This window comes from Shewanella subflava (assembly GCF_025971955.1).
Classification (GTDB): domain Bacteria; phylum Pseudomonadota; class Gammaproteobacteria; order Enterobacterales; family Shewanellaceae; genus Shewanella; species Shewanella subflava.
In genome coordinates this window covers 55743-82570 of sequence record NZ_JAPDMX010000025.1, presented here as the reverse complement: position 1 = coordinate 82570, position 26828 = coordinate 55743, and the positions used below count along the sequence as shown (strand labels likewise).

General features: G+C 42.7%; 21 protein-coding genes. 12 read left to right on the top strand and 9 right to left on the bottom strand.

All coding sequences use genetic code 11. The annotated features are described in order from the left end of the window. Positions 1 to 7 precede the first annotated feature (7 nt). From mltB to lipA, 6 genes are all read left to right on the top strand, one after another. Complete coding sequence (gene mltB, locus OHT75_RS10705; RefSeq protein WP_264726469.1) at positions 8 to 1003, top strand: lytic murein transglycosylase B; 996 nt, start codon at positions 8 to 10, stop codon at positions 1001 to 1003. Next, positions 993 to 1823 carry a septal ring lytic transglycosylase RlpA family protein gene (locus OHT75_RS10700; RefSeq protein ID WP_264726468.1) on the top strand — a complete coding sequence of 277 codons (831 nt, stop codon included), beginning with the start codon at positions 993 to 995 and terminating at the stop codon, positions 1821 to 1823. Before mltB ends, OHT75_RS10700 begins: the two co-directional genes overlap by 11 nt. Before the next feature lie 121 nt (positions 1824 to 1944). Further along, positions 1945 to 3159 (top strand): serine hydrolase, encoded by a 1215-nt coding sequence (locus tag OHT75_RS10695; protein WP_264726467.1) that lies wholly within the window; start codon positions 1945 to 1947, stop codon positions 3157 to 3159. A gap of 134 nt (positions 3160 to 3293) precedes the next feature. Further along, positions 3294 to 3560, top strand: a complete 267-nt coding sequence (ybeD, locus tag OHT75_RS10690; RefSeq protein ID WP_264726466.1) for a DUF493 family protein YbeD — start codon at positions 3294 to 3296, stop codon at positions 3558 to 3560. 98 nt (positions 3561 to 3658) lie between these two features. Then, on the top strand, positions 3659 to 4309 hold the full coding sequence (lipB, locus tag OHT75_RS10685; RefSeq protein WP_264726465.1) for a lipoyl(octanoyl) transferase LipB: 651 nt from the start codon (positions 3659 to 3661) through the stop codon (positions 4307 to 4309). Next, a complete protein-coding gene (lipA, locus tag OHT75_RS10680; protein ID WP_264726464.1) occupies positions 4309 to 5274 on the top strand; it encodes a lipoyl synthase in 966 nt (321 codons plus the stop codon). The genes lipB and lipA overlap by 1 nt, the downstream gene beginning before the upstream one ends. A gap of 466 nt (positions 5275 to 5740) precedes the next feature. Here the strand turns inward: lipA and OHT75_RS10675 are convergent, their stop codons facing one another. After that, positions 5741 to 8011, bottom strand: a complete 2271-nt coding sequence (locus tag OHT75_RS10675; RefSeq protein ID WP_264726463.1) for a DUF2971 domain-containing protein — start codon at positions 8009 to 8011, stop codon at positions 5741 to 5743. Between the two features lie 850 nt (positions 8012 to 8861). After that, entirely contained in the window at positions 8862 to 9308 is a 447-nt protein-coding gene (rimI, locus tag OHT75_RS10670; protein ID WP_264726462.1) for a ribosomal protein S18-alanine N-acetyltransferase, read from the bottom strand. 237 nt (positions 9309 to 9545) lie between these two features. Between rimI and OHT75_RS10665 the strand changes: the two genes are divergently transcribed. From OHT75_RS10665 to torD, 4 genes are all read left to right on the top strand, one after another. Next, positions 9546 to 9716: a periplasmic nitrate reductase, NapE protein gene (locus OHT75_RS10665; RefSeq protein ID WP_264726461.1), complete on the top strand. Its 171-nt coding sequence runs from the start codon at positions 9546 to 9548 to the stop codon at positions 9714 to 9716. Positions 9717 to 9755: 39 nt separating this feature from the next. Further along, positions 9756 to 10934 carry a pentaheme c-type cytochrome TorC gene (torC, locus tag OHT75_RS10660; RefSeq protein WP_264726460.1) on the top strand — a complete coding sequence of 393 codons (1179 nt, stop codon included), beginning with the start codon at positions 9756 to 9758 and terminating at the stop codon, positions 10932 to 10934. Between the two features lie 12 nt (positions 10935 to 10946). Then, positions 10947 to 13439: a trimethylamine-N-oxide reductase TorA gene (torA, locus tag OHT75_RS10655; protein ID WP_264726459.1), complete on the top strand. Its 2493-nt coding sequence runs from the start codon at positions 10947 to 10949 to the stop codon at positions 13437 to 13439. A 107-nt stretch (positions 13440 to 13546) separates the two neighbouring features. Then, on the top strand, positions 13547 to 14185 hold the full coding sequence (gene torD / locus OHT75_RS10650) for a molecular chaperone TorD (RefSeq protein ID WP_264726458.1): 639 nt from the start codon (positions 13547 to 13549) through the stop codon (positions 14183 to 14185). Between the two features lie 201 nt (positions 14186 to 14386). Here the strand turns inward: torD and torS are convergent, their stop codons facing one another. Beyond that, positions 14387 to 17530, bottom strand: coding sequence for a TMAO reductase system sensor histidine kinase/response regulator TorS (torS, locus tag OHT75_RS10645; RefSeq protein ID WP_406682012.1), 3144 nt, complete (start codon positions 17528 to 17530; stop codon positions 14387 to 14389). Positions 17531 to 17661: 131 nt separating this feature from the next. Between torS and torT the strand changes: the two genes are divergently transcribed. Beyond that, on the top strand, positions 17662 to 18738 hold the full coding sequence (torT, locus tag OHT75_RS10640; RefSeq protein WP_264726456.1) for a TMAO reductase system periplasmic protein TorT: 1077 nt from the start codon (positions 17662 to 17664) through the stop codon (positions 18736 to 18738). Here the strand turns inward: torT and torR are convergent. The 4 genes from torR to nagB form a co-directional block, all read right to left on the bottom strand. Further along, the gene (gene torR, locus OHT75_RS10635) at positions 18722 to 19447 is read right to left on the bottom strand and encodes a two-component system response regulator TorR (RefSeq protein WP_264726455.1); all 726 of its coding nucleotides are present in this window, start codon (positions 19445 to 19447) and stop codon (positions 18722 to 18724) included. The genes torT and torR overlap by 17 nt on opposite strands. Positions 19448 to 19618: 171 nt before the next feature. Further along, a complete protein-coding gene (locus tag OHT75_RS10630; protein ID WP_264726454.1) occupies positions 19619 to 20368 on the bottom strand; it encodes a TorF family putative porin in 750 nt (249 codons plus the stop codon). Positions 20369 to 20524: 156 nt separating this feature from the next. After that, a complete protein-coding gene (locus OHT75_RS10625) occupies positions 20525 to 20875 on the bottom strand; it encodes a DNA polymerase III subunit psi (RefSeq protein WP_264726453.1) in 351 nt (116 codons plus the stop codon). Positions 20876 to 21259: 384 nt separating this feature from the next. Further along, positions 21260 to 22060: a glucosamine-6-phosphate deaminase gene (nagB, locus tag OHT75_RS10620; protein ID WP_264726452.1), complete on the bottom strand. Its 801-nt coding sequence runs from the start codon at positions 22058 to 22060 to the stop codon at positions 21260 to 21262. A 438-nt stretch (positions 22061 to 22498) separates the two neighbouring features. Here nagB and OHT75_RS10615 point away from each other — a divergent pair, with 438 nt between their 5' ends. Continuing rightward, positions 22499 to 22687, top strand: a complete 189-nt coding sequence (locus tag OHT75_RS10615; RefSeq protein WP_264726451.1) for a hypothetical protein — start codon at positions 22499 to 22501, stop codon at positions 22685 to 22687. On the opposite strand, the gene OHT75_RS10610 is transcribed toward OHT75_RS10615, so the two are convergent. Continuing rightward, on the bottom strand, positions 22684 to 25131 hold the full coding sequence (locus tag OHT75_RS10610) for a YbcC family protein (protein ID WP_264726450.1): 2448 nt from the start codon (positions 25129 to 25131) through the stop codon (positions 22684 to 22686). The two genes, OHT75_RS10615 and OHT75_RS10610, sit on opposite strands and share 4 nt — an antisense overlap. A gap of 1 nt (position 25132) precedes the next feature. Further along, positions 25133 to 26731 carry an NADH-quinone oxidoreductase subunit L gene (locus tag OHT75_RS10605; RefSeq protein ID WP_264726449.1) on the bottom strand — a complete coding sequence of 533 codons (1599 nt, stop codon included), beginning with the start codon at positions 26729 to 26731 and terminating at the stop codon, positions 25133 to 25135. Positions 26732 to 26828 lie beyond the last annotated feature (97 nt).

Below are 26828 nucleotides of genomic sequence, written 5' to 3'. Positions count from 1 at the left end.
TTCATTGATGAAATTATCTACCCGCTTGTTTAGCACAATCGCATTAATTGTTTCAGCGCATATTGGCTCCGCTTCCGCTACCACAGATGTTGAGGCCCTGAAAAAGCAATTTATGGCTGACCAAATTAAACAAGGTTTTAGCCAGCAGGAAGTCGAAGCATTCTTAAACCAATCGACTTACACCCAAGAAGTGATCGACGCTATCACCAAGCCTTGGGAAGCCAAACCCTGGCACCAGTATTATCCGATATTTTTGACAGAAAAACGCTTAGCCAAAGGCATAGAGTTTTGGCAAGAAAATGCCGACACCATAGCAAAAGCTGCCGATAAATTTAATGTCGACCCACAAATCATCGTGGCGATTATCGGCATTGAAACCTTTTATGGTGGTTACATGGGTAACTACCGTGTTCAGGATGCCCTCTATACCCTAGGCTTTTATTACGCGCCACGTGCCACCTTTTTTAGAAGTGAATATGGCAATTTAATGTCACTGATTAAAGAAGAAAAACTCGATAATGATACCTTGAAAGGTTCGTATGCTGGTGCAATGGGTTATGGTCAGTTCATTCCATCAAGTTACCGTCATTACTCGGTCGACTTCAGTGGTGATGGCCGACGCGACTTACTCACCAGCAAAGCCGACGCGATTGGCAGTGTGGCTAATTATTTTCATCAACATGGCTGGAAAAGACATGAGCCTGTAGTGCTCGCCTTAAACAACAAAAGCAATAAAGCCCCTAAAGCCAAAGTCTGGACTAACGAAAGACTGCATTACAAAGCATCGGATATTTTATCTACAGACCTAAGCCTGGCTTCGGCAAAAGATATCGATGTGTCACAAAAGGCAATGCTGGTAAAATTAGAACAACCTAACGCAGACGAATACTGGTTAGGATTAAACAATTTTTATGTGATTACTCGATATAACCGCAGTCCGTTATATGCCATGGCCGTTTATCAATTTAGTGAGCAATTAAAAGCCCAATACAATGCAAAATAAAATACTCTTCAGTGCCATTAGCCTAATACTTATTATGCTAATGGCGGCTTGCTCATCCAAGCCACAAACCAATGATAAAAATGCAGCCAATAAATCGAAAAACCAATTTGGCCGCTACCATATGGCTGATGACAAATATCCTGAAAATGCGCCAGATGTCAGCAAAGTGCAAAACGCTGTTCCCAAATTTGAACATTACAGTCGTCAAGGTAATCGCAATTACACTGTATTAGGAAAAAGTTATAAAGTATTACCAACGGGAAAAGGGTTTACTGAGACAGGTCATGCATCATGGTATGGGGCAAAGTTTCATGGGCATTTAACCTCAAATGGCGAAACCTATGACATGTATACCATGTCCGCCGCCCATAAAAACTTACCGCTACCCAGTTACGTGAAAGTCACCAATCTTGAAAACAATAAGCAAATTATTGTCAGAGTAAACGATCGTGGCCCCTTTCATCATGGCCGTGTAATCGATTTATCCTATGCAGGTGCCTACCACCTTGGCATGCTAGGCAAAGGAACGGCAAAGGTACACTTAGAAGTGATTCATGTTGAGTCAAATGAACAACGTGCGATCAATGAAGTGACCGATGTAGAAAACCACTACATTCAAGTTGTCGCCTCTAAAGACAAGTTAAGAATAAACACCTTAGCCAAAGAGCTTGAGCGCAAATACGGTGTTTCATCGCGTATTGTTTCTGGAAACGGGCTGCACAGGATCCAATTAGGCCCTATTGGTAAAATATACTTAACCAATAAACTATTAGATAACCTGCATAGCAGCGGTTATCCTCAGAGTTTTATTGTGCCCTAAGCATTTTTTTAGGCAATGAAGGAACCTTAATGCGATTTCATTGCCTATTAATGATGTGACTAATGTTATAATCGATTTCTTATTGTCTTATCTTCGAATTAAATAGAGACTTGCTAATTTCATGATGAATATTGCCAAAGCCCCAATCGCTACTGCCCTGCTGCTTTCTTTTGTGTCGTTTACGACTTTAGCAAACACACCGCAGCCAGATGCTCGACCAACACCCAATCGTGCACCTATGGTGACACCAGACGCACCCAGTGTTGCTGCAAAATCCTATGTATTAATGGACTATTATTCGGGAAGAGTGATCGCCGAGCAAAATGCATATGACAGCTCAAACCCAGCAAGTTTAACTAAAATGTTAACCAGCTATGTCATTGGCCATGAAGTCAAAGTGGGCAACATTTCATTGGATGATGATGTCCTTATCACCCAAAACGCTTGGTCAAAAAACTTCCCAGATTCCTCAAAAATGTTCATTGAAGTCGGTAAAACAGTCAAAGTGGCTGATTTGAACCGCGGGATTATTATTCAATCGGGTAATGATGCTTGTGTGGCGATGGCTGAACACATAGCGGGCACTGAAGGCGCATTCGTTGATTTAATGAATTCGTGGGCCAAGCAGTTGGGGATGAATGACAGCTACTTTGAAAACTCACACGGTTTAGATTCTGACAATCACAAAACCACCGCCTATGACATGGCTATTTTAGGCGCGGCGCTTATCCGTGATGTGCCAGAAGAGTATCGCGTGTATGCTGAAAAATCTTTCACCTTTAATGGCATCACCCAATATAACCGTAACGGTTTACTGTGGGACAACAGCCTAAAAGTAGACGGCATTAAAACGGGCCATACGTCAGGTGCTGGTTACAATTTAGTGTCATCGGCAACCAATGATGAAGGTATGCGCTTAATTACTGTTGTCATGGGCACAAGCAGCGAATCGGCTCGAAAAGCCGAAAGTAAAAAGCTGCTTAACTATGGTTTCCGCTTTTTTGAAACCATCACCCCGTATAAAGCTGGTGATACTTTTGTTAGCCAAAAAATTTGGTACGGTGACGTTGATAACGTTGACCTAGGTGTAATGACAGACACCCCTATCACCATCAGCCGTGGTAAAGCGAAAGACTTACAAGCAAATTTTGAATTAACCAAGCCACTTGCTGCGCCGCTAGAAAAAGGTGAAACCGTAGGGCGTGTGTTCTTCCAGCTTGACGGTAAAGACATTGCCCAGTTCCCACTCGTGACGCTAAATGCCGTAGAAGAAGGCAGCTGGATAAGCAAACTAATGGATTATTTCAAACAGATGTTTGCAAGCTGGTTTGAATAGTCATAAATAATGACATAATAATCAATACATTAAAGCCGCTTTTACAGCGGCTTTATTATTTCAGATCACAACACACTTGAATCAGGTATAATTGTCACCATATTTAGTGTTAACAATCACCAAAGAGTAATCCGATGTTAAATACCACTTTTGATGAAGTCATGACCTTCCCTAATGCTTGTCCGTTTAAAGTGATCGGCGATGCCGATGATACCCTAGCGGATCGCGTTGTTGCTGTTGCACAGCAATTAGCGCCAGGCGACTACGTACCTACCGTTAAAGCATCAAGCAAAGGCAGTTATTATTCAGTCACTATTCGCATTACTGTTAATAGCAAAGAACATATTGAAAAAGCCTATATGGATCTTGCCGCTATCGAAGGCGTAAAACGCGTTCTCTAATGGTTAAATAAGTACGATAAATAGATAAAACTTGAGTATAATACTCGGGAATTATTTAACCGTGCTTGAACAGTCCAACCTTTGGGGAGACGTTGCCCTTGTCAGCATCAACTTTGCACATACGCCACCTTGGCATGCAAGACTACGAGTCTGTTTGGCATGCCATGCAGTTATACACAGACACGCGCGATAACAACAGCCAAGATGAACTTTGGGTTGTTGAGCATCCACCGGTATTTACTCAAGGTCAAGCGGGTAAAAGCGAGCATATTCTAAACCCTGGTGATATTCCGGTTATTCAGGTTGATCGCGGGGGGCAAGTCACCTATCACGGCCCTGGGCAATTAGTGGTTTATCCACTTATCGACATAAAACGTAATAAAATGGGCGTGAGACAGCTAGTAAACAACATCGAGCAAAGTATTGTCGATATGCTGGCCCAATACGATGTTGAAGCTTATGCCAAAGCGGACGCACCAGGCGTTTATGTGCAAGAACGAAAAGTAGCCTCATTGGGCTTACGTATTCGCAAAGGCTGTTCATTCCACGGCTTAGCATTAAATGTCGACATGGATTTAGCGCCATTCCAGCGCATTAACCCCTGTGGCTATGCCGGACTTGAAATGGTGCAATGTAAAGCACTTGGCGGGCCACAAACCGTTAAAGAAGCTGGCGACAAACTCATTCAAACATTTAGCCAGGTTATGGGCTATCAACAACTTGTACATCACCAAGGATTAGCAGAATAATGAATAGGCCTGAAAGATTACAACCGGGAGTTAAACTACGTGACGCCGATAAAGTCTCACGCATCCCTATCAAAATTGTACCCTCAGAGCGCGAAACCATGCTGCGCAAGCCTGATTGGTTACGGGTAAAACTGCCAGCATCTAACCAACGTATTCTTGATATTAAATCAGCGCTACGTAAAAATGGCCTGCATTCAGTCTGTGAAGAAGCCTCTTGCCCTAATCTTGCTGAATGTTTCAACCACGGCACCGCCACCTTTATGATCCTCGGCGCGATTTGTACCCGTCGTTGCCCATTTTGTGATGTTGCCCATGGTCGTCCGTTACAACCTGATGCTGATGAGCCTAAAAAATTGGCTCAAACCATTGCGGATATGAAGCTTAAATACGTGGTTATCACCTCTGTAGACCGTGATGATTTGCGTGATGGCGGCGCACAGCACTTTGCTGATTGTATTCGAGAAATTCGACTGCTTAATCCTGAAATCAAAATCGAGATTTTAGTGCCTGATTTCCGTGGTCGTATTGATGCCGCATTAGACATCTTAGCCACTGAGCCACCAGATGTGTTTAACCACAATCTTGAAACCGCGCCAAAACATTACCGTAAAGCGCGCCCAGGTGCTAATTATCAATGGTCGCTAGACCTATTGAAGAAGTTTAAAGAACGTCATCCGAATGTGCCGACCAAATCAGGTTTGATGATGGGCCTAGGTGAAACCAACGAAGAAATTGCCGAAGTTCTACGTGACTTACGCGCGCACAACGTTGAAATGCTGACATTAGGTCAATATTTGCAGCCTAGTAAGTTCCACTTACCGGTTGAGCGTTACGTGCCACCCGCTGAGTTTGACGAGCTTAAAGCTTTGGCTGATGAAATTGGCTTTACTCACGCAGCATGTGGCCCGCTTGTTCGCTCAAGCTACCATGCGGACTTACAAGCTCAAGGTAAAGAAGTGAAATAACTTTTTGCCTTTAGAGTTTGAACAGAAACGGCGCTGATAGCGCCGTTTTTTTTGAGTAAAGAATATTCTAGTTTGATATTTTTGTTTTTTTACTGAGGAAGCAAGTTAAGGACTAAGATATTTCTGCCCTCAAAGTTTATTTGGAATATGGCGCTGCATTCATAGCTAATGAATGTATCTTGAGGTGTACTTTATAGGTTCAACATGGCATTAACTCACCGACACGCAGCAAGTACATCCTTGTAGCTCAACCGACCCATCCCTGGGTCGGATGGTCGGCTCGCAAATCACCATAATGAACTGCGACAGTATTTTCTCAACCTGCAGGTTTTAAAGATTGAGTCGAATAAGATTATTTTAAAACACTGACTTGGTTTTGCCCCATTATGAGTTTCAAGCTATCGTAAAAGATCTAATTATTTCTAATGATAGACACCGAGTGACGCTCACCCCCTGCGGTTCTTCATTAGATTTTTGAAATGTCTATATCCCGATATTCTAGTGTGAAACAGTTATTTTGTGAGATAAAAGCTTCTCGCAAAGTTATTTTAGGAACATGATTTTTTCTTTTTAAATTTATAGTGTTAGCTAAATTTGCTATTAGTTTTCTCTTATCGTTAGGGAATTCACACCCTAGCGTAATACTGCAAATCCTAGCGTTGATTTTGCTGCGATCAGTATTCGGGTAATCAAAGCTCTCAAAGTTGATTTTTTCTGTAACATTAGTGAATATTCTAACTTCATCTTCATAAGACCAATCATTGTTTTTAGTTAGAAGATACTGATTAAAAACATATAAATTTTTTTCTAAGTTTCTTTTAGATTCATCTATGTAGCTCACTTTTTCTATGCCAACCCCGCAGGGGAATTCCCCTCCAAACCAATACTCGACCATTATGCCTTGGTGCTCTTGGGCGTAGTGAGACCACATCAATATAGAGTTATTGTTGTTCGATAGTGAGCAGATTCGATAGTTGGTTTCTATGAGGTAATTAGAATCAAGCTTACTTAATGTTGGTAGTTCAATAGGGTCATTTAACTGGTTTTTTGACGCCAAATAGAAATACTGGTTTGTAAGTGCATCAATACTATTAACATTAAAAGGTGAGTACTTAAAAAGCCGGCCTGATTTTGCTGTAAAGATGTGCCATTTGAACTGGTTGACTAGGTCAGCATTATACTTGCGTCGCAAGTCGTTATATTCTTTTTCTGCTATTTCTACGTCGGGCAATCTTTCTGCACAGCTAATATAATTACCAATGATAATGTGATTGTAGTCTTTTGATGAGTGCATCAACTGTACAGCAAGCTTGTAGTATTCAAATGCATGATCGAGTTCGTTTTTGCGCTCATGACATACGCCAATGCAATAGTATGATGACATGGTTGGTTTGTTACTAGCATGAAACTTGGTGACATTTTCAATTACGAAATCAAATTCATTGCAAGCTATGCCAAAATTGTATAAACGTAGGAAGTCGTTGCTACTCATATCTCCGTTAGATAGTTTAGCTTTCATCTCTACTAGCTGTGTATTGTAGTATGCGTCATTCCACTTGGTTTTTAATGACTTTAACTCGCCACTCAAATGTTCATAGATTTGATGATTGATTAGGTCTTGGGAGTCGAATGCCTTAGTCACTTCTTCATATATTCCCAAACTATCAATCGTACCGTTGAAATGTGTATTTTCTAGGAACAGTCGCTCTAGCTCATCGATTTTGTGTTTGCATCTAACAGCTTGATATAGAATTTTAGATTCATCACGCAAGGTATCTGCCTTGTCATTAATAAATGCCAAAATTTGCTTGTTCACTGGTTGTTTTAGGTACGATAAAGCTAGCAAATAATACAGGCGTCCGTTTATATCGTTCCGGTAATGCAAATCGTCTGTTGGAGATCCTTCGTGGTAAGTGACGACGTCTTTAAATTCTCCAGCCTGAAAAGCCTTTTGTATTAGCACCTGCCTGGAAGGGTTAACTTCGCCTTTCTCTGATTCTTTAATATAAGCTTGGTAAATTGCTTTGTCGTCGTCCTCCAAAAGCTTATCGACCTCCCAGTAATTAAGCTTGCTTAGTGCTAACTCTTTACTGATTAGGTTGCGATTTAAATACGCCTTGATGATTTCAACGCTTACGGTCTCCATTGACTCTATTTGAGTTAAACACTCCTCAACTTCATCAAGATAGAAAAGCACAAAAACAAGCATATCTCTCCTGCAAGTAACTTTACTGTCTTGAATTAAAGATTTGATAAACTGCCAGTCTTGAAATGTAAAGTCTGAGAGACGATTGCTTCGGTAGCTTATTAGTTTATTTATTGCGCTGTCTAAGTGCTCAAATTCATTGTTTTCATAATTGAGTTTTAAAGATGTGATGCATGAATTCATATCATCATCTGTTATGAAAAGCCCCCAATGGGCGTGAGCGTTATTTGGGTTTAGTTTTATAGCGTGTCGATAGAAGCCGGCTGGTATGTGTTGTTCATTGAATGAGCTGTAAATCTTATTGGCAGTATCCCCAAGGTAGCGGTAGGCGGACGATTCATCTCCGTGTCGTAAAGTTACTTCGGCAATAACATCATCTAAACATTCTTGCTTTAGATATTGGATAAAGTAATAAAACCCTAGATACCATTCATTCTCATCGAACTGCCAACTGCTATCTAAAAAAGTTAGCTTCGAAAATTCTTGGTTTTTAATCCAATTGATTATTTGTTTATCCTCAATTTTACTCATGTCATCCATTCTTTTAATCGATTGTTATTTTCAAGATTATGAAGAACTAACGGGAGCATGTCTTTTACTAAATTTTCAAACCTTCCAACACACTTTTGTCCATCCTACTCTTGGTCGGATTGCTTCTGGCATGCTTATGCCCCAAAATGAGTTTAGTAGATGGCCTGCGGCCACAAACGTCGTGGCGCTTCGCCCACACCAGACCAAAGGGGCAAAACGCTTGCGCCCCTTTGGAAACCCTCAGCGCCCCAGACGAAAAATGCTGAAAAACGCATTTTTTCGATGGGGTTTGATTCAGCATTAAACTTCATTTTTAGCTTACTTCGGCCATTGTCGAAAAGCCCTAACGCTTCCGATAGGCCATCCGTGGCCTAACGAAAGCTAGCTTGGCATCCATGCCAAGCTCACGGCCTTTTCTCGATGACCTCTATTCATATTGAGCCTTTTAGCTGATTAGTTACTTATTTTTTTGCTTTTTATAATTGCCCAAATACAGTCAAATCGAAGAGATAATAATTCCAGTGTAAGCGCGGCCGTGACCGTCCATGACATGGACGTCATGGCCGAGCTTTCAGGGACGAACTCGCAGCGTGTCACGGTCGTGCTTGCACATAGGCCTGCTGCAGGCAGTGTTCTAAATCGTTTTTGTCCAAAACTGAGTTTCAAAGTGATCAAACTATTACTTCATTACCGTTGATGACAATCTTAAGTTTTTTATCAAACGATATTATTGTCGTATAAAGAGTAGGAATAAATAACAACTGCGAATATCGAATGCCTATGTATCTAGTGGCAGTCGAATACTAATAGCGGATATGCCCTCGAATTTAACTTTCGATAGCGAGGATAATTAACTCAATACTAAATCCATCAACACCGCATCTTCATGTCCATCGTCCGTGGGGTAATACCCCTTACGACGACTGGTTTCAACAAAGCCTGCTTTTTCATACAGCCCAATCGCAATGAGATTTGATTGGCGAACCTCTAACATAATTACCATGGCATTTAATGCCTTTGCCTGTGCAACTAACGAAGTTAATAAGCGCTTACCTAAGCCTAAACCCTGTGCTGAGGGGGCAATGCAAATATCCATTAAGGTGACTTCATCAATCACCTGCTGAACAATGCTAAACCCCAATAACTTCCCCTCTGACATCACGCCTTCAACACGATACAAATGCCCAAAACAACTGGCTAATGTGGCAGGGGACATTGGCGAATGATGGCACGACTGCTCAATGACTGACATGTCAGCAAGGTGATCTTCAGTTAACGCAACCAAGGAATAAGTCATAAATATTTCCACAAAATGGGCAATTACCGGTTGATGCTACCTGAGATAGCAAGCAGATATACCCAAATCATATCAGCTAGTTAAAACAATTGTTATCAGATTTCAAATGTCATCTGCGGATTTGTTCATATTCTTTCATAAGTTGTCTAAATTCATTCATCCACAGTCTGACTGTCATTCACAACTCTTATCTAATATGGGCTTCATCGGTAGAAGTCATCATCAAGAGAGCAAATCATGACCGCAAAAGATTTATCTGAAACAGCTAAAAAAGTGAAATTCAATGAGCTTAAAGCACTGGGATTTATCATTTTTTTATTATTCCCCATTATCACAGCCACCAGCATTAGTGCCTATGGCTTTGTTATTTGGATGATCCAAGCTTTTGGTGGCGTGGTCGCTCACTAATCCTTCTCACTCAGGGTCAATCTTATTAAGGATGTCGTTATGAAATGGTTTATCAACACCTGGCGCACACTCAACCAGCCAGCTAAATATCTCACCTTAGGCACTATTAGTCTTTCAGCCTTTTTGATGGGCATTATTTTTTGGGGTGGTTTTAATACGGCTTTAGAACTGACTAACACTGAAGAGTTTTGTATTAGTTGCCACAGTATGGAAAGCAAACCCTACCAAGAGTTACAGCAAACCGTGCATTGGTCTAATCACTCTGGTGTGCGAGCGACATGTCCTGATTGTCACGTGCCGCATAATTGGAGCCGTAAAATCGGCCGTAAAATTGAAGCATCACATGATATGTGGGGCTGGTTAATGCAAACCGTGAATACCGAAGAAAAGTTTGAAGCAAAACGTCTTGAAATGGCCAGCCGTGAGTGGAAACGTTTTGACCGTGATAATTCATTAGCCTGTAAAAACTGTCATAACTACGACTCAATGAAGTGGGAAGACATGTCAAAACTGGCGCAGAAACAAATGAAACGTGCTGCGGAAACAGACCAAAGCTGTATCGATTGTCACAAAGGCATTGCCCACAAGCTACCTGATATGGGCACCTCACGTGCACCTGAATTAATTGCCCAAGTCGGTGCTGGTGAATCTAGCCTTGAAATAAACAGCAGTTACTTTACCGCCTTGACCAAGCCACTTTACTTTAACGAAAAAACTGACGTTGAAGCCGGTACCTTAAACATTGCCACCAAAGTGACTGTGTTAGAAACCAAAGGGAATCGCGTTAAAATTGGCATTGATGGCTGGCGCAAAAAAGTCGGTGCGGGTCGAGTGATTTACTACGATTTTGGCCTCAACATTTTATCGGCTCAATTGTCAAAAGATGCCGCCCTTGAAGATGGTGTAATGCAAGTATTTGAGCAAAAAGAAGATCCAATGACAGGGCTTATTTGGCAACGTGTTGAAGCCCAAATTTGGACCGACTCCGATTACTTAGTGAAAGACCTACAGCCACTTTGGGACTATGCAAGAGACACATATACCAACAGTTGTAGTGTGTGTCATACCCAACCAGCTGAAGCGCACTTCGATGCCAACAGCTGGCCAGGAATGTTTCAAGGCATGATAGCGTTCGTCAACATGGACCAAGATACCCAAGCACTTGTGCAGAAGTACCTGCAGGAACATTCATCTACTTTCGACAAGTCAGCGCACTAATAGGACATCATTATGAACAGAAGAGACTTTCTTAAAGGCTTAGCAGCAACCTCATTTGTTAGCCTAAGCAGTGCATCAGTGCTAGCGCCATTTAGAGCCTTGGCTGCAGCGGGAACTATGGCGAATGATGATTGGTTAACAACCGGCTCGCATTTTGGCGCATTCAAAATGAAGCGTAAAAATGGTGTTATCGATCAGGTGATCCCATTTGATTTAGACAAGTATCCAACCGACATGATTAACGGCGTAAAAGGGTTAGTGTATAACCCATCACGCGTTCGTTATCCTATGGTGCGTTTAGATTTTTTATTAAATGGCCATAAAAGTGATACTTCACAGCGCGGTGATTTCCGCTTTGTTCGTGTCACCTGGGACAAGGCACTGAACCTGTTCAAAGATTCATTAGACGAAATACAAACCAACTATGGTCCATCTGGCTTACATGCTGGGCAAACAGGCTGGCGCGCTACGGGACAATTACACTCAAGCACTAGCCATATGCAACGCGCTGTTGGCATGCACGGTAATTTTGTTAAAAAAATTGGTGATTACTCGACTGGCGCAGGGCAAACCATTTTACCGTATATTTTAGGATCAACTGAGGTCTATGCTCAGGGCACATCATGGCCATTAATCCTTGAACAGTCAGACACCATTATCTTATGGTCTAACGACCCCTATAAAAACCTGCAGGTGGGTTGGAACGCAGAAACCCATGAATCATATGGCTACCTTGCCAAGCTAAAAGAAAAGGTTAAACAAGGTAAAATCCGCGTGATCAGCATCGACCCTGTGGTCACCAAAACGCAGAAATATTTGGGTTGTGAGCAACTGTATGTCAATCCACAAACTGACGTGGCATTAATGCTGGGTATCGCCCATGAAATGGTTAACCAAAACCTGCATGATAAAAAGTTTATCGAAGGTTACAGCCTAGGCTTTGAACACTTTTTACCTTACCTATTAGGTGAGTCTGATGGCATTGCCAAAACACCAGAATGGGCAAGCAAGATTACTGGCGTCACGCCTGAGATCATTCGTGATTTAGCCAAGGTAATGACTAAAGGCCGTACCCAAATCATGATGGGCTGGTGTATTCAGCGTCAACAACACGGTGAACAACCTTATTGGATGGCCGCGGTATTGGCTACTATGATTGGCCAAATAGGTTTACCCGGCGGCGGGATCAGCTATGGTCACCACTACTCAAGTATTGGCGTCCCCTCATCAGGTGCTGCTGCACCTGGGGCATTTCCACGTAATTTAGATGAGGGCCAAAAGCCGCTGTTTGATAATAATGATTTCAAAGGCGCAAGCAGCACTATACCAGTTGCCCGCTGGATTGATGCCATATTAGAGCCGGGGAAAACCATCGATGCTAATGGCACAAAAGTCACCTATCCAGATGTCAAAATGATGGTGTTTTCGGGGAATAACCCTTGGAACCACCATCAAGATAGAAACAAAATGAAGCAAGCATTCAAAAAGCTTGAATGTGTGGTCACCATTGATATGAACTGGACGGCAACATGCCGATTCTCTGATATTGTGTTACCCGCATGTACCACGTTTGAGCGCAATGATATTGACGTCTACGGCAGTTACGCTAACCGTGGTGTATTAGCGATGCAAAAGATGGTTGAGCCATTATTTGAAAGCTTATCTGACTTTGAAATCTTTACTCGATTTGCCAAAATTTTGGGTAAAGAGCAAGAATACACCCGCGGCATGTCTGAGTTTGATTGGCTTAAAAAGCTATATAACGACTGTAAAGCCGATAATGCTGGCAAGTTTGATATGCCAGATTTCGATACCTTCTGGAAAGACGGTTATGTTCACTTTGGCGAAGGTCAACCTTGGACGCGTCACGCTGATTTCAGAAACGATCCCGAAATGGCACCACTGGGTACACCATCGGGTTTGATTGAGATATTCAGTCGTAAGATTGCGCAGTTTAACTATGATGATTGCCCCGGCCATCCTACTTGGATGGAAAAATCTGAACGCAGCCATGGCGGCCCCGGCTCAGATAAATACCCTGTTTGGATGCAATCTTGTCACCCAGATAAACGTTTACATTCGCAAATGTGTGAGTCTGAAGAATATCGTGCAACTTACACAATAAAAGGGCGTGAGCCAGTTTACCTAAACCCAACCGATGCCCAGCAACGTGGCATTAAAGACGGTGACATAGTGCGGGTATTTAACGACCGAGGTCAATTGCTTGCTGGCGCCGTTGTGTCAGACAGCTTTCCACGCGGCGTTATTCGTATCCACGAAGGTGCCTGGTACGGCCCTGTTGGCAAAGATGGCAGTAAACAAGGCGGCAATGAAATAGGGGCGTTATGCAGTTATGGCGATCCCAATACCTTGACTCAAGATATCGGCACCTCCAAGCTGGCCCAAGCCTGTGCTGCCTATACTTGTTTAGTTAACTTTGAAAAGTATCAGGGCAAAGTGCCAGAAGTCAGCTCGTTTACTGGCCCAATTGAAACGAAACTGTAATTCACCCAGTTAGCAGTTAACTGCGGTTATTTAGCGCCATGCTCCGCTCGCGCTAAATAACCATCAAGATAAAATCGACCTGAATTGGGTCAAAGGAGATCACATAGATGACTGATAAGCAAAAATATGCCACCCCAATGAACCAGGGGCGCGCGATGGTATACAAACTGCTCTCATCGCTTTTTGCTAAAGAGCTTGATCATCAACTATTGCATGAACTGACATCCAGTCAGGCTCAAGCCTTCTTTACTCAACTGGCCAGCGATCCCTTATTGGCACAAGATATCACTCGCCTAAATTCAGTGTTAAATACACTCAATACTGACAGGGCGTTATTAGAACTTGCCGCGGATTATTGTGGCTTGTTTTTAGTCGGCACCAAACATAGCGCAAGTCCCTATGCCAGCTTATATATAGGGAATAATGACGCCACAGATGAAGTCTTGTTATTTGGTGAACAACATCAGCAAATGAAGACTTTTTTACAACAAAGTCAATTGATGGTGCAAAGTGAGTTTCCTGAACCTGCGGATCATATCGCAGTCATTCTAGCTTATATTGCCCACCAAGCCTGTTGCTGTGACGATAAAACACAACATGCCTTTATCGCCCAATATTTGAATGCTTGGTTACCTCAGTTTACCGCTAAGGTAGTGACGGTTGATAGCGGGAATTTTTATGCTGCCTTAGCCCGCCTGACCCAAGCCTGGGTTGCCAGTGATTGTGATGCTCTACAAGCAAGTTAGTTTTACCCTTCCCCCCAAAGACCAAAACACCGAGCTACCTCGGTGTTTTTTTATTCACGCAATCGGTGAAATTAATGTCTTTACTCACGATGAATCGAAAGGATGACAGGAGATGATTGTTAAGTTAAAGCTTACCCTGAGGTTTAAATCAACAATAATAAACAACGGCTTGGCTCAACAAGATACTAGTGGCAAATTGGATTAACCGGCAGTTTCAGCTAACTTAAGCGACACTGCATCAATTGAGTCCTGCCATAGCTGTTGCAATGCTTGATACTCTTCAATAGTTAGCGTACAAGATTCAAGCTGTTGACATAGCTGAGTTAACGCCACTAACCCCATGCTGGCGCTGCTGCCTTTAAGTCCATGTAATAATTCACTGCTGTTCGCTGGCAATTGCACTAATGCCGCTAATTGAGCGCTGCTGCTTGCTTTAAACAAGCTGAGCATTTCGTTTAACGCATCAGCCCCTAGGTAGGCTAAATCCTCAGCAATTTGTTGTTCATTAAGCAAACTTGTCTGTGCTTTGTCTATCGGGGAGTCATTCGTTTCTGCGTTAATTGGCTTACCTGCAATTGGGCTCTCTTCAACCAAACTGTCTTTAAGAAGGCTATCTTTAACAAAGCTGCCTGCATCTACTGCGCTACTATTGCGGTTTTTCTCATTATGTTCAGGCGTTGTGGCGGTACTCGTAAATCCCACTTCCACACTGTGGGTCTCGGTTTTAAACGCTTCACTAGCCACGCCAATCCATGCCGCTAAAGCCTGCATATTCAGTGGTTTTTCAAGTACCGAATCAAACCCTGCGGCTTTATAGATTTGCAAATCATCATCCTGCACTTGTGCGGTAAACGCAGCAATATTCGTCACAACCCGTGCCGATTGTGCAATCTGGATTAACTCAGCTAACAACTCAATGCCCGAACCATCGCCCAATTGAATATCCAGCATAATCGCATCAAACTGTGCAGCGTTATCCTGGCGATAAACCGCTCTTGCCTGCGCACAGCTTTCAACCAATATCGATTGATGCCCAAGGTGCGCTAAAAAACCCTGAGCAACCATGGCGTTGACTTTGTTATCTTCAATTACCAGCAGATTTTTAGGTGCCACTTTGGGCAACTCGATACGGTGTAATTCATCGGCTTGATTACAAATAATCAGTGGTAAGCTAAAGCTAAATGTTGAGCCCATACCCACTTGGCTGTCCACGCGAATAGATTGGCCGGTATTGTCGAGTTTGTTTTGGCTGTTGTTGTCAAAATCGTTCATCAAGGCGACCAATTCTTTACATATTGCCAGCCCCAACCCCGTACCACGGGTGCGCCCTTGATTAGGCTGAGCACTGTAAGCAATGAATAATTGCTCCATTGCCGATTCACTTATACCAACACCAGTATCAATTACGGCGAAAGTGAGCTGTTTTTCTACCACGGCAACCTGTAATTCAACGCCCCCCTTTACAGTAAACTTAATGGCATTGCCCAATAAATTAAACAGCACCTGACGCAGTTTAGGGCCATCGACATGGATCCAGTGCGGCAAGTTTTGACGGGTTAACTTTAAAGATAATCCGGCCAAGCCCGCGCCTGACATCATCACGGCCATCACTTCATCTAACAGATCATTGATGGCGACAGGTCGCGGCTCATTCGTTAACTTGCCTTGTTCTAAACGCGAAAAATCTAAAATATCGTTTAACACGGTTTGCAGTAATGTGCCGCTATATTGCGACAAGGCCAGCATTTGCTTTTGGGCTGGCGGTAAAGGTGAATGACTTAATAAGGTTAACGTGCCTAACAACCCATTTAATGGGGTGCGAATTTCATGGCTCATGGTGGCTAAAAACAATGATTTAGCATTACTGGCCTGTTCAGCCATTTCCCTTGCGGCCGAATGTCCTTTTGCTTCAGCATCCAGCTGGCGATTGGTTTCGGCTAACTCAATGGTACGTGCCTGAACGGTATTTTCTAATGAGGCTTTATGCACGATCAATTCTGAAGCGGTAGTTTGCAACTCGGCTTGCAGCACTTGATTTTGGGTGGTTTTTTGCTTGAATGCTTCGATAGCAGAAGCCATTGCGGTGAGTTCGTCATCACCATGGGGATCAAGCACAACCTCAGTATTCCCTAAGCTTAATTGTGATAAGGCCACGGTCGCTTCATTCAATCGCAGGGCAATCCCCTTGTAAATCACCCGATATACCACCAGCATCATGATGATAAACATCAATACACCCGTTGCCCACAGGCCGGACTTTGCCCAAAACAACTGTTGCAAAAAATCTCGCCGAGCATTATCAGCTTGGGTTTGCTGGGCTTTCAGCGCCCCATCGACCGACTTATTCAATTGGCTTAATTTGTCGGTTAGCTGCATTAGCTGAGCATTTTGCTTTGCAAGAACCACGGCATATTGTTGTTGTAAACCTAAACCAATATTCACTTCCCTTAACGCAATTAATTCTTGCTGAAGCTCTGTCGCCCTTACCGGATCGCGGATCAGTCCCTTAAGTAATTCAAGCGGCATCAAATCAATTTGCTTATCTATCGCATTATTTGAAACATCAAATCCTGGGGCGGAATGGGGAGATTCACCCGACAGATTTTGACCACGGGTTTGAGGGCGAAACTCAGACTGATACAGCACCCGCGTCATGCTGTCTAAAACTTTATTCAATCCAAGTTGTTGCTCAGGTGACTGCAAGAGTTGGCCCACTAATGCAATATGGTGGATCAGGGCTAACGCCCTATTTAAGCGCTCTCTGATATCTAAATCTTGTTCTATGATAGTGTCGAGCAAGTGGGCACTTTGCGCTTCACCTGCCACTTGCGGGTAAGCTAAGCTTAATTTGGCTAAAATAGCCGAGTCGACTACCGCGAGCTCGGCTTCAAGTAATACGCTGCTCCGACTGGCCGCTTCGGCAAGGTCACGGCCTTGATCATCTAATAGTGCGGTTAATGCTAAACGTGCACCGACTTGACGCCCTAAAACAGATAGGTCATGAATAATGTCAGCCGCGAGTAAGGCCAAATTATTATCTTTACGGCTATGATTATCTTGCAAATTTAACCCATTAAGCCGTTCAATAGCCGCTAATAAATTAGTGCTTTCTAAGGAGAGTTTGCGCCCTAAAAACGCTCGCTGGGCTTCTTCTTCAACTCGCTCAAGCCCTTGAGCATTGTCAAGTAATGCATTAGACGACTGCATAAGTTGCCTGGCAGCTTCCGAGGCTGGTAAGGCTTCTTCGTATAAATACTGATCGGCTAACTTTACCCAATACAAGGATAAACTGCCTAAGCTCACTAATAACAGTAATAGCAGTCCTAACAGGCTAAATGCCAACATGAGGCGACCAACTAAGCTCTTACCTGATAGTGATAAAGCACTCACATTCATTCCTTAAACTGTTACAATCTACTCGACAAAAATCACCGTGTTTGACTTAACGGCTTAGACACCCTAATAGAGACAATAAGATGCGACAACTCATTTATATACTCATTTGTTGTTTAGGGACAATTTCATCGCCAGTTAAAGCCCAAAATGACACCCATTGGTCATTAGAGCAACGAACACCGTTTAATCATAAAATTCAAACCACTGAAAAAATTCACTATAACGCCTTAACCGCTGTTCAAAAAAACTGGCGCATTTGTGCTTTAGTTCCCCACCTTAAAGATGCTTATTGGATAGGGATCAATTATGGATTGGTATCACATGCCAAAAAATTAGGGATAAACCTAGAGTTATTTGAGGCAGGCAGTTATTACCGCAAAGACCAACAACGAAAACAACTAGAACACTGTTTAACAGCACCTTTTGATGCAATTTTGCTGGGCACTGTTAGCCCTGATTTACTCAAACATTATAAAGGTACTATCAATAAACCGATTATCGCACTGGTTAATCAGCTCAATAGCCCTATCATTACTACCCGCGTTGGTGTCAATTGGTATCAAATGGGCTGGATTGCTGGCAATTATATTCACCAATCGCAACCAAAGGCTTCGGCAGATAAACCAGTCAAAGTGGCGCTATTAACCGGCCCTGAAGGTGTGGGCGGTAGCAGTTGGGTTGAACTGGGTATTCTTGATGCCATAGCAAACAGTTCGATAGCCGTGTCATCTATTCGCCACACGGATAATAATCGTAATCTTTACCGAGACCAATTGCATCACTTGCTCAATGATCATGTTCCTGACTATATTTTAGGAAGTGCGGTGGCGATTGAGGCTGCGATAGGCGCTTTGCAACATAAACAACTCACCAAACAGGTCAAGCTCGTCAGTAGCTATTTATCTCCGGCTACGTTACGGGGATTATATCGAAACAAAGTGGCTTTTAGCACAGATGATCAAGTCGTATTACAAGGTAAGTTAGCCGTTGATGTTGTTGTCAAAGAGCTTGAAGGCGCCGGCCCCTTTGGTGACATAGGTCCACAAATACAACAGCGATTTCAAGGTCAAATATCCTTTAAAGCGCTTGAAAATAGTTTAGCGCCTGCTGACTTCTATCCCGTCTATCGCGTAGTTTCGCCTAGTCTTCAACCTTAGTGGCAAATAAATATCCTTCACCGTGGACAGTAACAAATAAATCGGCTTGCAGCTTATTGCGTAAACGACGAATAATCACGTCTATGGTTCTATCATTAACCCCTTCATTGCGATGACTAGTTTGCTGCATTAAACGTTCGCGAGATAAAACTTGTTGTGGGTGTAAAGCAAAAGCCGTCAGTAGTTCAAATTCTGCTTTGGTGAGTTTAATTACTTCATCGCCGCGTGTTAATTTGCGGCTATTTAATGCTAAAACGTACTGGTCGAACACAATTAAATCGTCACATTTTTCAAATTGCTCAACCACTTCCTGCTGGGCTTTTTTCACTAACGAAATCCGCCACAGTAAGTTTTTCACCCTAACGAGCAACTCTCTGAGTTCAAAGGGTTTAGTCACATAATCATCGGCCCCCATTTCAAGACCAACAATTTTATCTATGGTTTCATCTCTGCCAGTGACCAAAATAATGCCGACATCAGAGCGGCTACGTAAATCCCGAGCTAAGCTTAACCCATCAACCCCGGGCAAATTCACGTCTAACATCACTAAATCTATGTGTTGTTTAGCAAACTGTTGCCACATTTGCTCGCCATCTGCGGCCTCAAGTACACGGTAACCCTCACGCTCAAAGTATCCTTTTAAGCGTGCACGGATCACGGCTTCATCATCAACAACGAGTACAGTACTTGCTAACCCAGTTTGTGCCATTTCATTTTCCAGATTGGGTGAAATTGATACCCGTTATTATTCATAATTTTTCATATATGGATATAGCGATAATCAACTAATGCGGGGAAAACCATAAAATGACGATAAAAAAGGACCTGTTCAGCACACACTACAGCGCCTAGCAGATCCTAAGATAAAACCCATTTAGATTTAGAAGCTTTTGCTAATGCCTAACACCAAGCGATCATCAAAAATGTCGGTTTGGGTGCCATACACTTTATGATCAGCCTCAACGTTACTGCCATGGTAGCGCACATCGAAATTAATCCCTGCATAGGCTTTACTGACACCTAGGTTCCAATGCCCCCAACCTTCTGCTCCCTCGCCATCTAAATCCTGATAACCCACGCTGCCAGATACTTTCCAGCCACTGTCAAATTGATAGCTTGGGTGTATCGCGTAATTCACCCCTTGCCAACCATCAACACCAAACCAGTCATCCACCGTTGGCGTCACTTCTAGTTGCACATTGGCACGACCAAACTGCTTGCCGACTTTAATCCATAATTCGGTATAATTTGAGTACGACGCCCCTGGGTAAAGGTAAGAAAACACCATCACGTCATAGGTAATACCACTCTCACCAAACTCGCCAGCCTTACCAATGTATGGCGCGGTCACAATTTCCAAATTAGGATCGGCAAACTTAATATTTGAAGCAAAAACGCCCGTGTACCAACCATCATCATTAGCCCAACCTAATGTGCCTTGCACCACGGGAACATCGCCGTCCATGGTTTCAGATTCACCACGGAACACATAATCAGACGCGAAAGTCATGTTACCGCTAATTTTACCGCCAAACACCTCGGCATCATCTGCGGCAAATGCAAATGGCACAGCTGATAATAGTAAGCTGCCAACTAAAACCGATTGAGTCAGTTGATGTATTTTGTTCATAATTATCACCCTATGTTTACTACTTATTATTGATAGGATGACTATAGGGAAAACTTATGAATGGCTATTAGGATGGATATGAACTGACAAGAAATAAATATGAAAGAATATGAACACCAAGGTTAACGAGTATGTCGTAATATAAGTGCCTGCCACTTAACCGTCATTTTGCTGTTTATTTACCACCTGACATATTTGCTGCCAAAGTTGACGTTTTTCATCGCCATTTTGCATCACATCATCAAGCGGTGCACTCACAAGCCAAGCGACCCGTGGACGACGTTTGGTTTTACGCATATCCCAAACAACCTGTGGGCCTTTATGCATTTCACAGTCAAAATCACATTGCTCAAGCGTGACATTGATCAGGCCAAGCACCTGTTCAATAAACGACTGCGCAGACAAATCAGCATCAATATCATGCAATACTAAAAAAGGTTTACCCGGTTTATCGGCACTGCGCCAACGAGTAATGTTCATCGCATCAAGAAATGCTGATTTTTCCATGTTCACTGCCTAAAAACCCATTGTGTGCTAAGAATATCAGGTAAGCGAGGATGAGGGAAAGCCAAAGGCAAAAATCCTCATTTCCTACCCCATGTTCAAAGCGTTGGGTTAAACACTATTAATCTGTTGCGATTGAATGCGTGATATCGTAACGCCAATCAGCCCCTCTGAAGTAGCGATGAACTCATAACTCAGGGTGCAAGCTCAATAACAATGCTTAAATGTCTAAACCATCAAGCCCGAAAGCCCGCAACGAAAATTACCAAGCAGACGATGCAATACGCATAAAAGCGATTAAATTTTCCCCAAAAAAAAGCCATGTTATTCAACATGACTTTTTAGAAAGCGATTTGCCAGGTTAACCCTGACATTCAGTCAAACCGATTAAATGAATAATCCAAAGGTTTGATTAATTTTTTGGTGCTCTTGGTTTGCCCATTGGAAGTATTCTTGCTCGGTTAATTCGCTCGCAGCGTCTTTATCGATAAGAATAATTGCATTTTCATGCATTTGTAAGGCAGACGCTGGACACATGGCCGTAACTGGACCTGTGATCATTTGCTTAACCGCTGCAGCTTTATTTTTACCCGTTGCCATAAGCAACACATATCGCGCATCAAGAATCGTTGCGATCCCCATGGTCATTGCCATAGTCGGTTGGTATTCATCTTTTTTAAATAAGCGGCTGTTATCCTGTAACGTTTGCTTGGTTAAGGTTTTAATGCGTGTACGCGACGCAAGGCTTGATGTCGGTTCGTTAAAGCCGATGTGCCCATTGGCACCAATACCTAAAATTTGTAAATCTATGCCACCAGCATTTTTAATTTGCTCTTCGTATGCAAGACCTTGAACACGAGGATTTTGATCGCTGCGACAAGTTGGTAAAAATGTCTTTTCTTGATCAATATTGACATGATCAAACAAATTTTCTTTCATAAAGCTACGGTAGCTTTGGGCATTTTCCGCTTCAATATTATGATATTCATCCAGATTAAATGTAGTCACATTTTCGAAGCTTAATTGCGCTTGTTGATGCTGTTCAACAAGCAATTTGTATAAACTAATCGGCGTGCTACCCGTTGCAAGACCTAGAACCGGATTTGTTTTTTGTTTGATGACTTCTGCAACCCATTGCGCTGCATTGCTCGCAACTTGCTGAGCATTTTCTAAAATAATAATTTGCATAACTATCCCAATAAAAAAACAATAATGAACGTTAATCAAAGACTCTGGCATATTAGCATAAATTCAAACGGCAAAAAGCTCTGCATTGCCCATCCATGCTGGTGAAATTAATTCAACTCGATATTTTTTGACTTAAATGGCTCATTCAATATGTGGTGAATCCATTAAGCACTCTGGCGCGATGTTTTACCCTGCAAAAGATTTATCATCGCAGTAATTGATAAATAAATCTTGAGTAAATTCGCTTAAAACGCCCGCAATATGGGCGCTAATAACCCCTTTGATATTCATTGAGGTAAACAGAGCGGCATCTAAAAATGATGGTTAATTTATAACAAAACTGAAACTTAATCACTTATTACGGTTCATTTTTGCGCGCAATTTAAGTGGCGTTATTTGATAATCTGGCATTGAAGTGAAAATCAGAAAACAGATATTTTGGAATTATCGAGTCAATTTGGCCGCCTTTTAGCCCTAAATCAGCATGCCGTTAGGGATGTAGATGACTTATCACTTTTTACTGGCGCGATTAATTTAACATGTCACTATAAAAATAAATCGACTATTTCACCTTATAGAATTAAAGGTGAGCAAGGGACACTCACTCACCAAACTGATGCAACCTAGTACAAAGATTCGTGAGTGTTAACCTCTTGAACCTGCCACCGCCCCTGATAATAACGCTCAATAACCGCATCATCAGCCCAGCGAAGTAAATACAACCATTCGTTATCCACTAGCCAACGCACATTGTCATGTTTTGCGACAATCTGTTCGATAGCTTGCCTTGGCGCGGCAACATATACGCTCAAGCGTTGTGGTTGATGCATCCACTTTTTACCATCATGCACCGACTGCATAGGCAAGCCTATGCGCAAATCGCCGCCATTTCCTTCAAATACACCAATATGACCAGCAACAGCATTATGGAGTAATTTATTGCCACTGCCATATTTGTGATTATCGGCAACCGAAGCGTTATATTGCATGTTAATCCAATGTGTCACAATCATAGGTGCGGTGATGATTAATGTCAGCAATGCAAATTTTTGATCGTTTTGCCATTGATAATCATGCAAAAAGCAACGACCTTTTAGGTCAATGTTACGCGTCCAACTGCGTGGAGCAACAATAAACGCCGCATTGTTGGCCAGCCCCCATTCAGGGCGAACTTCCGACCAATCACGGCTTAGCTTTTGATAAAATTTATCTAATGCTTGGGCAGAACGCTTTTGCATCTGCGGTGCGATATTCACTATCCGTTCACGTTGCGCCAAAGCCGTTGCACCTTGTAACCATAAAACCACTTCACTCTCTAACTCAGAGGCAAAACACTCAATACGATCGGTTGTGGTATTATGCAGTGCGGCCACAAAACGGGTGGTGGTAGGAAGCTGAATTCCTAACCGCTCTAGCTCAACCCTCACTTCAACATCGTTTAGTAGCTGGGCTAAAACGCGCACATTGACCTCGCCGGTTTGGCCGCCACAGGCGCCGCAATCTAACCCCGCGGCATGTAAATTGTTGGTTGTGTGACTACCGTGCCCCACTAATAGCACGGTTGTAGCAAATTCAGTTAAGCCCATGGCCAATAAAATCCCCTGTGCTAACTGAGCTTTATCACTCACGGATAATGGCTGCGACTCTTTTTCTAAATGCCAATGGGTTTGATGGGTTAATCGATTTATGGGATGAGCACATCCACTTGCAAAAAAGGACTTTTTAAGCAAATTAAAGGCATACAACCACCCCATCGACTCCACCATTGAAAAAGCTGCCGGTGCGGATTGAGTCCAGGCTTGCCAGCGGGCTTTAGTATTTATTGTTTGCACTGGAGTATCTGCTATTTGAGATACTCTGATTATGGGTTTCAGTAATCCTGGTAATTGTGGCCTTGCCAAGGTTCTGCCCTTAGGCTGATATTCAATTGGCAATCCAAAAAAACCTGCAAAACCTATGGTTTGAATATCATTACTTTGAGCCTCCAATGCGCGCCTTATCACCTCTGAACGCACATCGATACAAAACGCCGCTTGTAATTTTGCAGTGGTAACAGTTTGCTTATCAGCACTGACTAATTGAGTATTTAGACAGTTTTGATAACTGAGTTCGGCGGCCTTCGCCCATACCCAAAGGGGCTTATTAATTTGTTCATGCTGCCTAATCAAATGTGGTAACTGGTTTTTCTCAGTTAACCAGGCCGCAGCTAATGCAGTGAAACGATGATGTTGCTGCGCTTTTACATAGCGCCAAATCACTAACTCCCAGGCCATCCGGATGGCGATTAGCTGCAACATGTCATTATTTGGGGTTGAATATAACTCGCCTTGCCAACGCAAATATGCAATCCAGGATGCCCAACCATTAATATCAAGCAGTAACGCATGGGCATAGGGCTCAACCAACTCATCAGTGATGTGCAATTCATCAAGGGCTTGTGCCAATAATAATTCAGGCTCTTGGGGTAGCTGGGCAAACCATTGATTTAACCCAGGTTCATCCATCAAAATGCTCAATCCCTTGTCATAACGAGTTATCTCAAGCCAATGAGAGTAAAGACTAGAGGCTTTAACCTGTTGATTAATATCAATTGAACTCGCTGACTGATGACTTTTATTTTGATAATAAGCGGCACAAAACTGACTAATCTGATGCACAATTTCATCTCGCCAAGTCATTTTATGCTGTTCACGCTGAGCATCGAGTAAATCAGCAATATTATGCCAATGGGCCGCAGAGATAGGCTGATCCAAATAATCGACTAATTCGACAACCGACAAAGCACTTTGCTGCTGCTTGGCCGCTAAACGCAGTGCAGCAGGGTTTATCTCACCTTGAGCATATCGCTCAGCATAGTATTGTTGTGGCATTAAATAATGAATGTTGTTAAGGGCGGACACACGTGCACTGACCTGTTCAATAGGTTGATCGCGCATTTGCCACAAAGGGTTAACAGCTATCATTTGGTCAAGCGGCCAAGCAGGTGCAATGTTAAGCGATGCGGCTGTCAGTTGTGACAATTGCTTGTCAGTCAGCTGCAATACAAAAGCAGATTGATTAATGGCGCTCATTTTAAATTCCCTCAACTTTGCTGGATTCTTTACAGGGTTCTGTACTGTTCAATATTTTTATTTTGGCTTGGTTAGGTAATCTGATAGGCCAGATTTTTAAGGTGAGTCGAGTTAACCATTCATCTAAATACAGTCCGGCAAACAAGATGATAGACAGTCGCTTTATACTGGAGTGGCCAGCCTTATAACGCACAAGCCAACTCAATAAAAATAAGCTGATAAACAGGGCCATGCTAACCACATCGGCGGCACTGAACGCAGCAACACTTAATGCTGGAACATGGGGGATAATAAAACCAAACACCCCTTTGAATGTGCTATAACTCACCAGCAGCAAAATACTTGTCACCAGTACTGGCATAAATTGAGTTTGCGTCCCTAGATTATGACGCTCGGCGATTAACAGAGTCAGTGCCAATATGAATAACACCCATACGCTCCATACCCCTTGATAGTCAAACAGATTGACAGTGCCAATAACCATGGCCGATGAACATAAGCCAGCAAATAACCAATCTTGCCAGTTAGGTATGGCTGCAGGTGCAAGCCTAGCCTGAATATCCTCATACACGGCATTACCAGAATTTAAAAATGCGTATGCTTTGTAAACTGAGTGAGTGATTAAATGCAGCAATGCCAATTCAAATAATCCCAATGCACATTCAAGTAACATCAGACCCATTTGAGCACTCGTCGACCAAGCGAGGCGAACTTTAACGCTGATTCGAGTGGCCATCACCAACGCGGCTATCACACAGGTACCACCAGCCACAATGATAACTAGCCACTGAGCAACCACAGATTGAATAAACAGAGGCGCGAACAGTATCAGTAAAAAACCACCTAGATTAATCACTCCAGCATGCAGTAACGCACTGATAGGCGTTGGCGCTTCAACCACTTGAATTAACCAACCATGCAGCGGTAATTGCGCACATTTTATCAATGCAGTCAGTGCAATAAGCACCGCAGCGACCTGCTCTATGGCCGTTAAATTCAGTGCATCATCATTAGCCACATAGATAAAGTGAGTCATTAGCTCACTGATAAGCAATGTGCCATGCTGCTGATACAACAATACAATGGCGATGAATAACGATAACTCAGCACAGCGGGCTAATAAAAACTTCTTATGGGCAGCCAGCGCTGCCCGAGGCCGTTCAGGATAAAAGGTCAGCAGCTTATGTAACGCTAGGCTGATAAACACCCAACCTAGCCAAAACAGGAGTAAGTGATTACTTATCACCACAAAAGATACCGCTGCAAGTGTGTTAAGTAACCAAAACCAGTAGGTCCGATTTTTGGGCTCTCTTGCCATATAGTTGCGTGAGAAAGCGATCAAAATCACGCTCATGAACACCACTAATCCTAGCATGATCAAACTGATATTAGTGTGGCTAATGACTTGGATTTCTGGGCTGATATTTGGACTATTTAACGTCATCACCACAGCGGTAATGAATAACAACACAATAAAGTAGCTGGCATTGACGAGCCACATCCCTCTTTGGTCATTGCTCATGCGTTGGCTACAGATGCTAGCCAGCACCAAGGTGACTGGGATACTCAACAACATTATGGATATTAGATCTAAATTCATAACACTCCCCTTTATTTAGTGGGAAGAGTATGACAAAGCTATATATTTAATAAAAACATATATAAACTAACTAAACGTTCTGTTTTGATTAACTAAA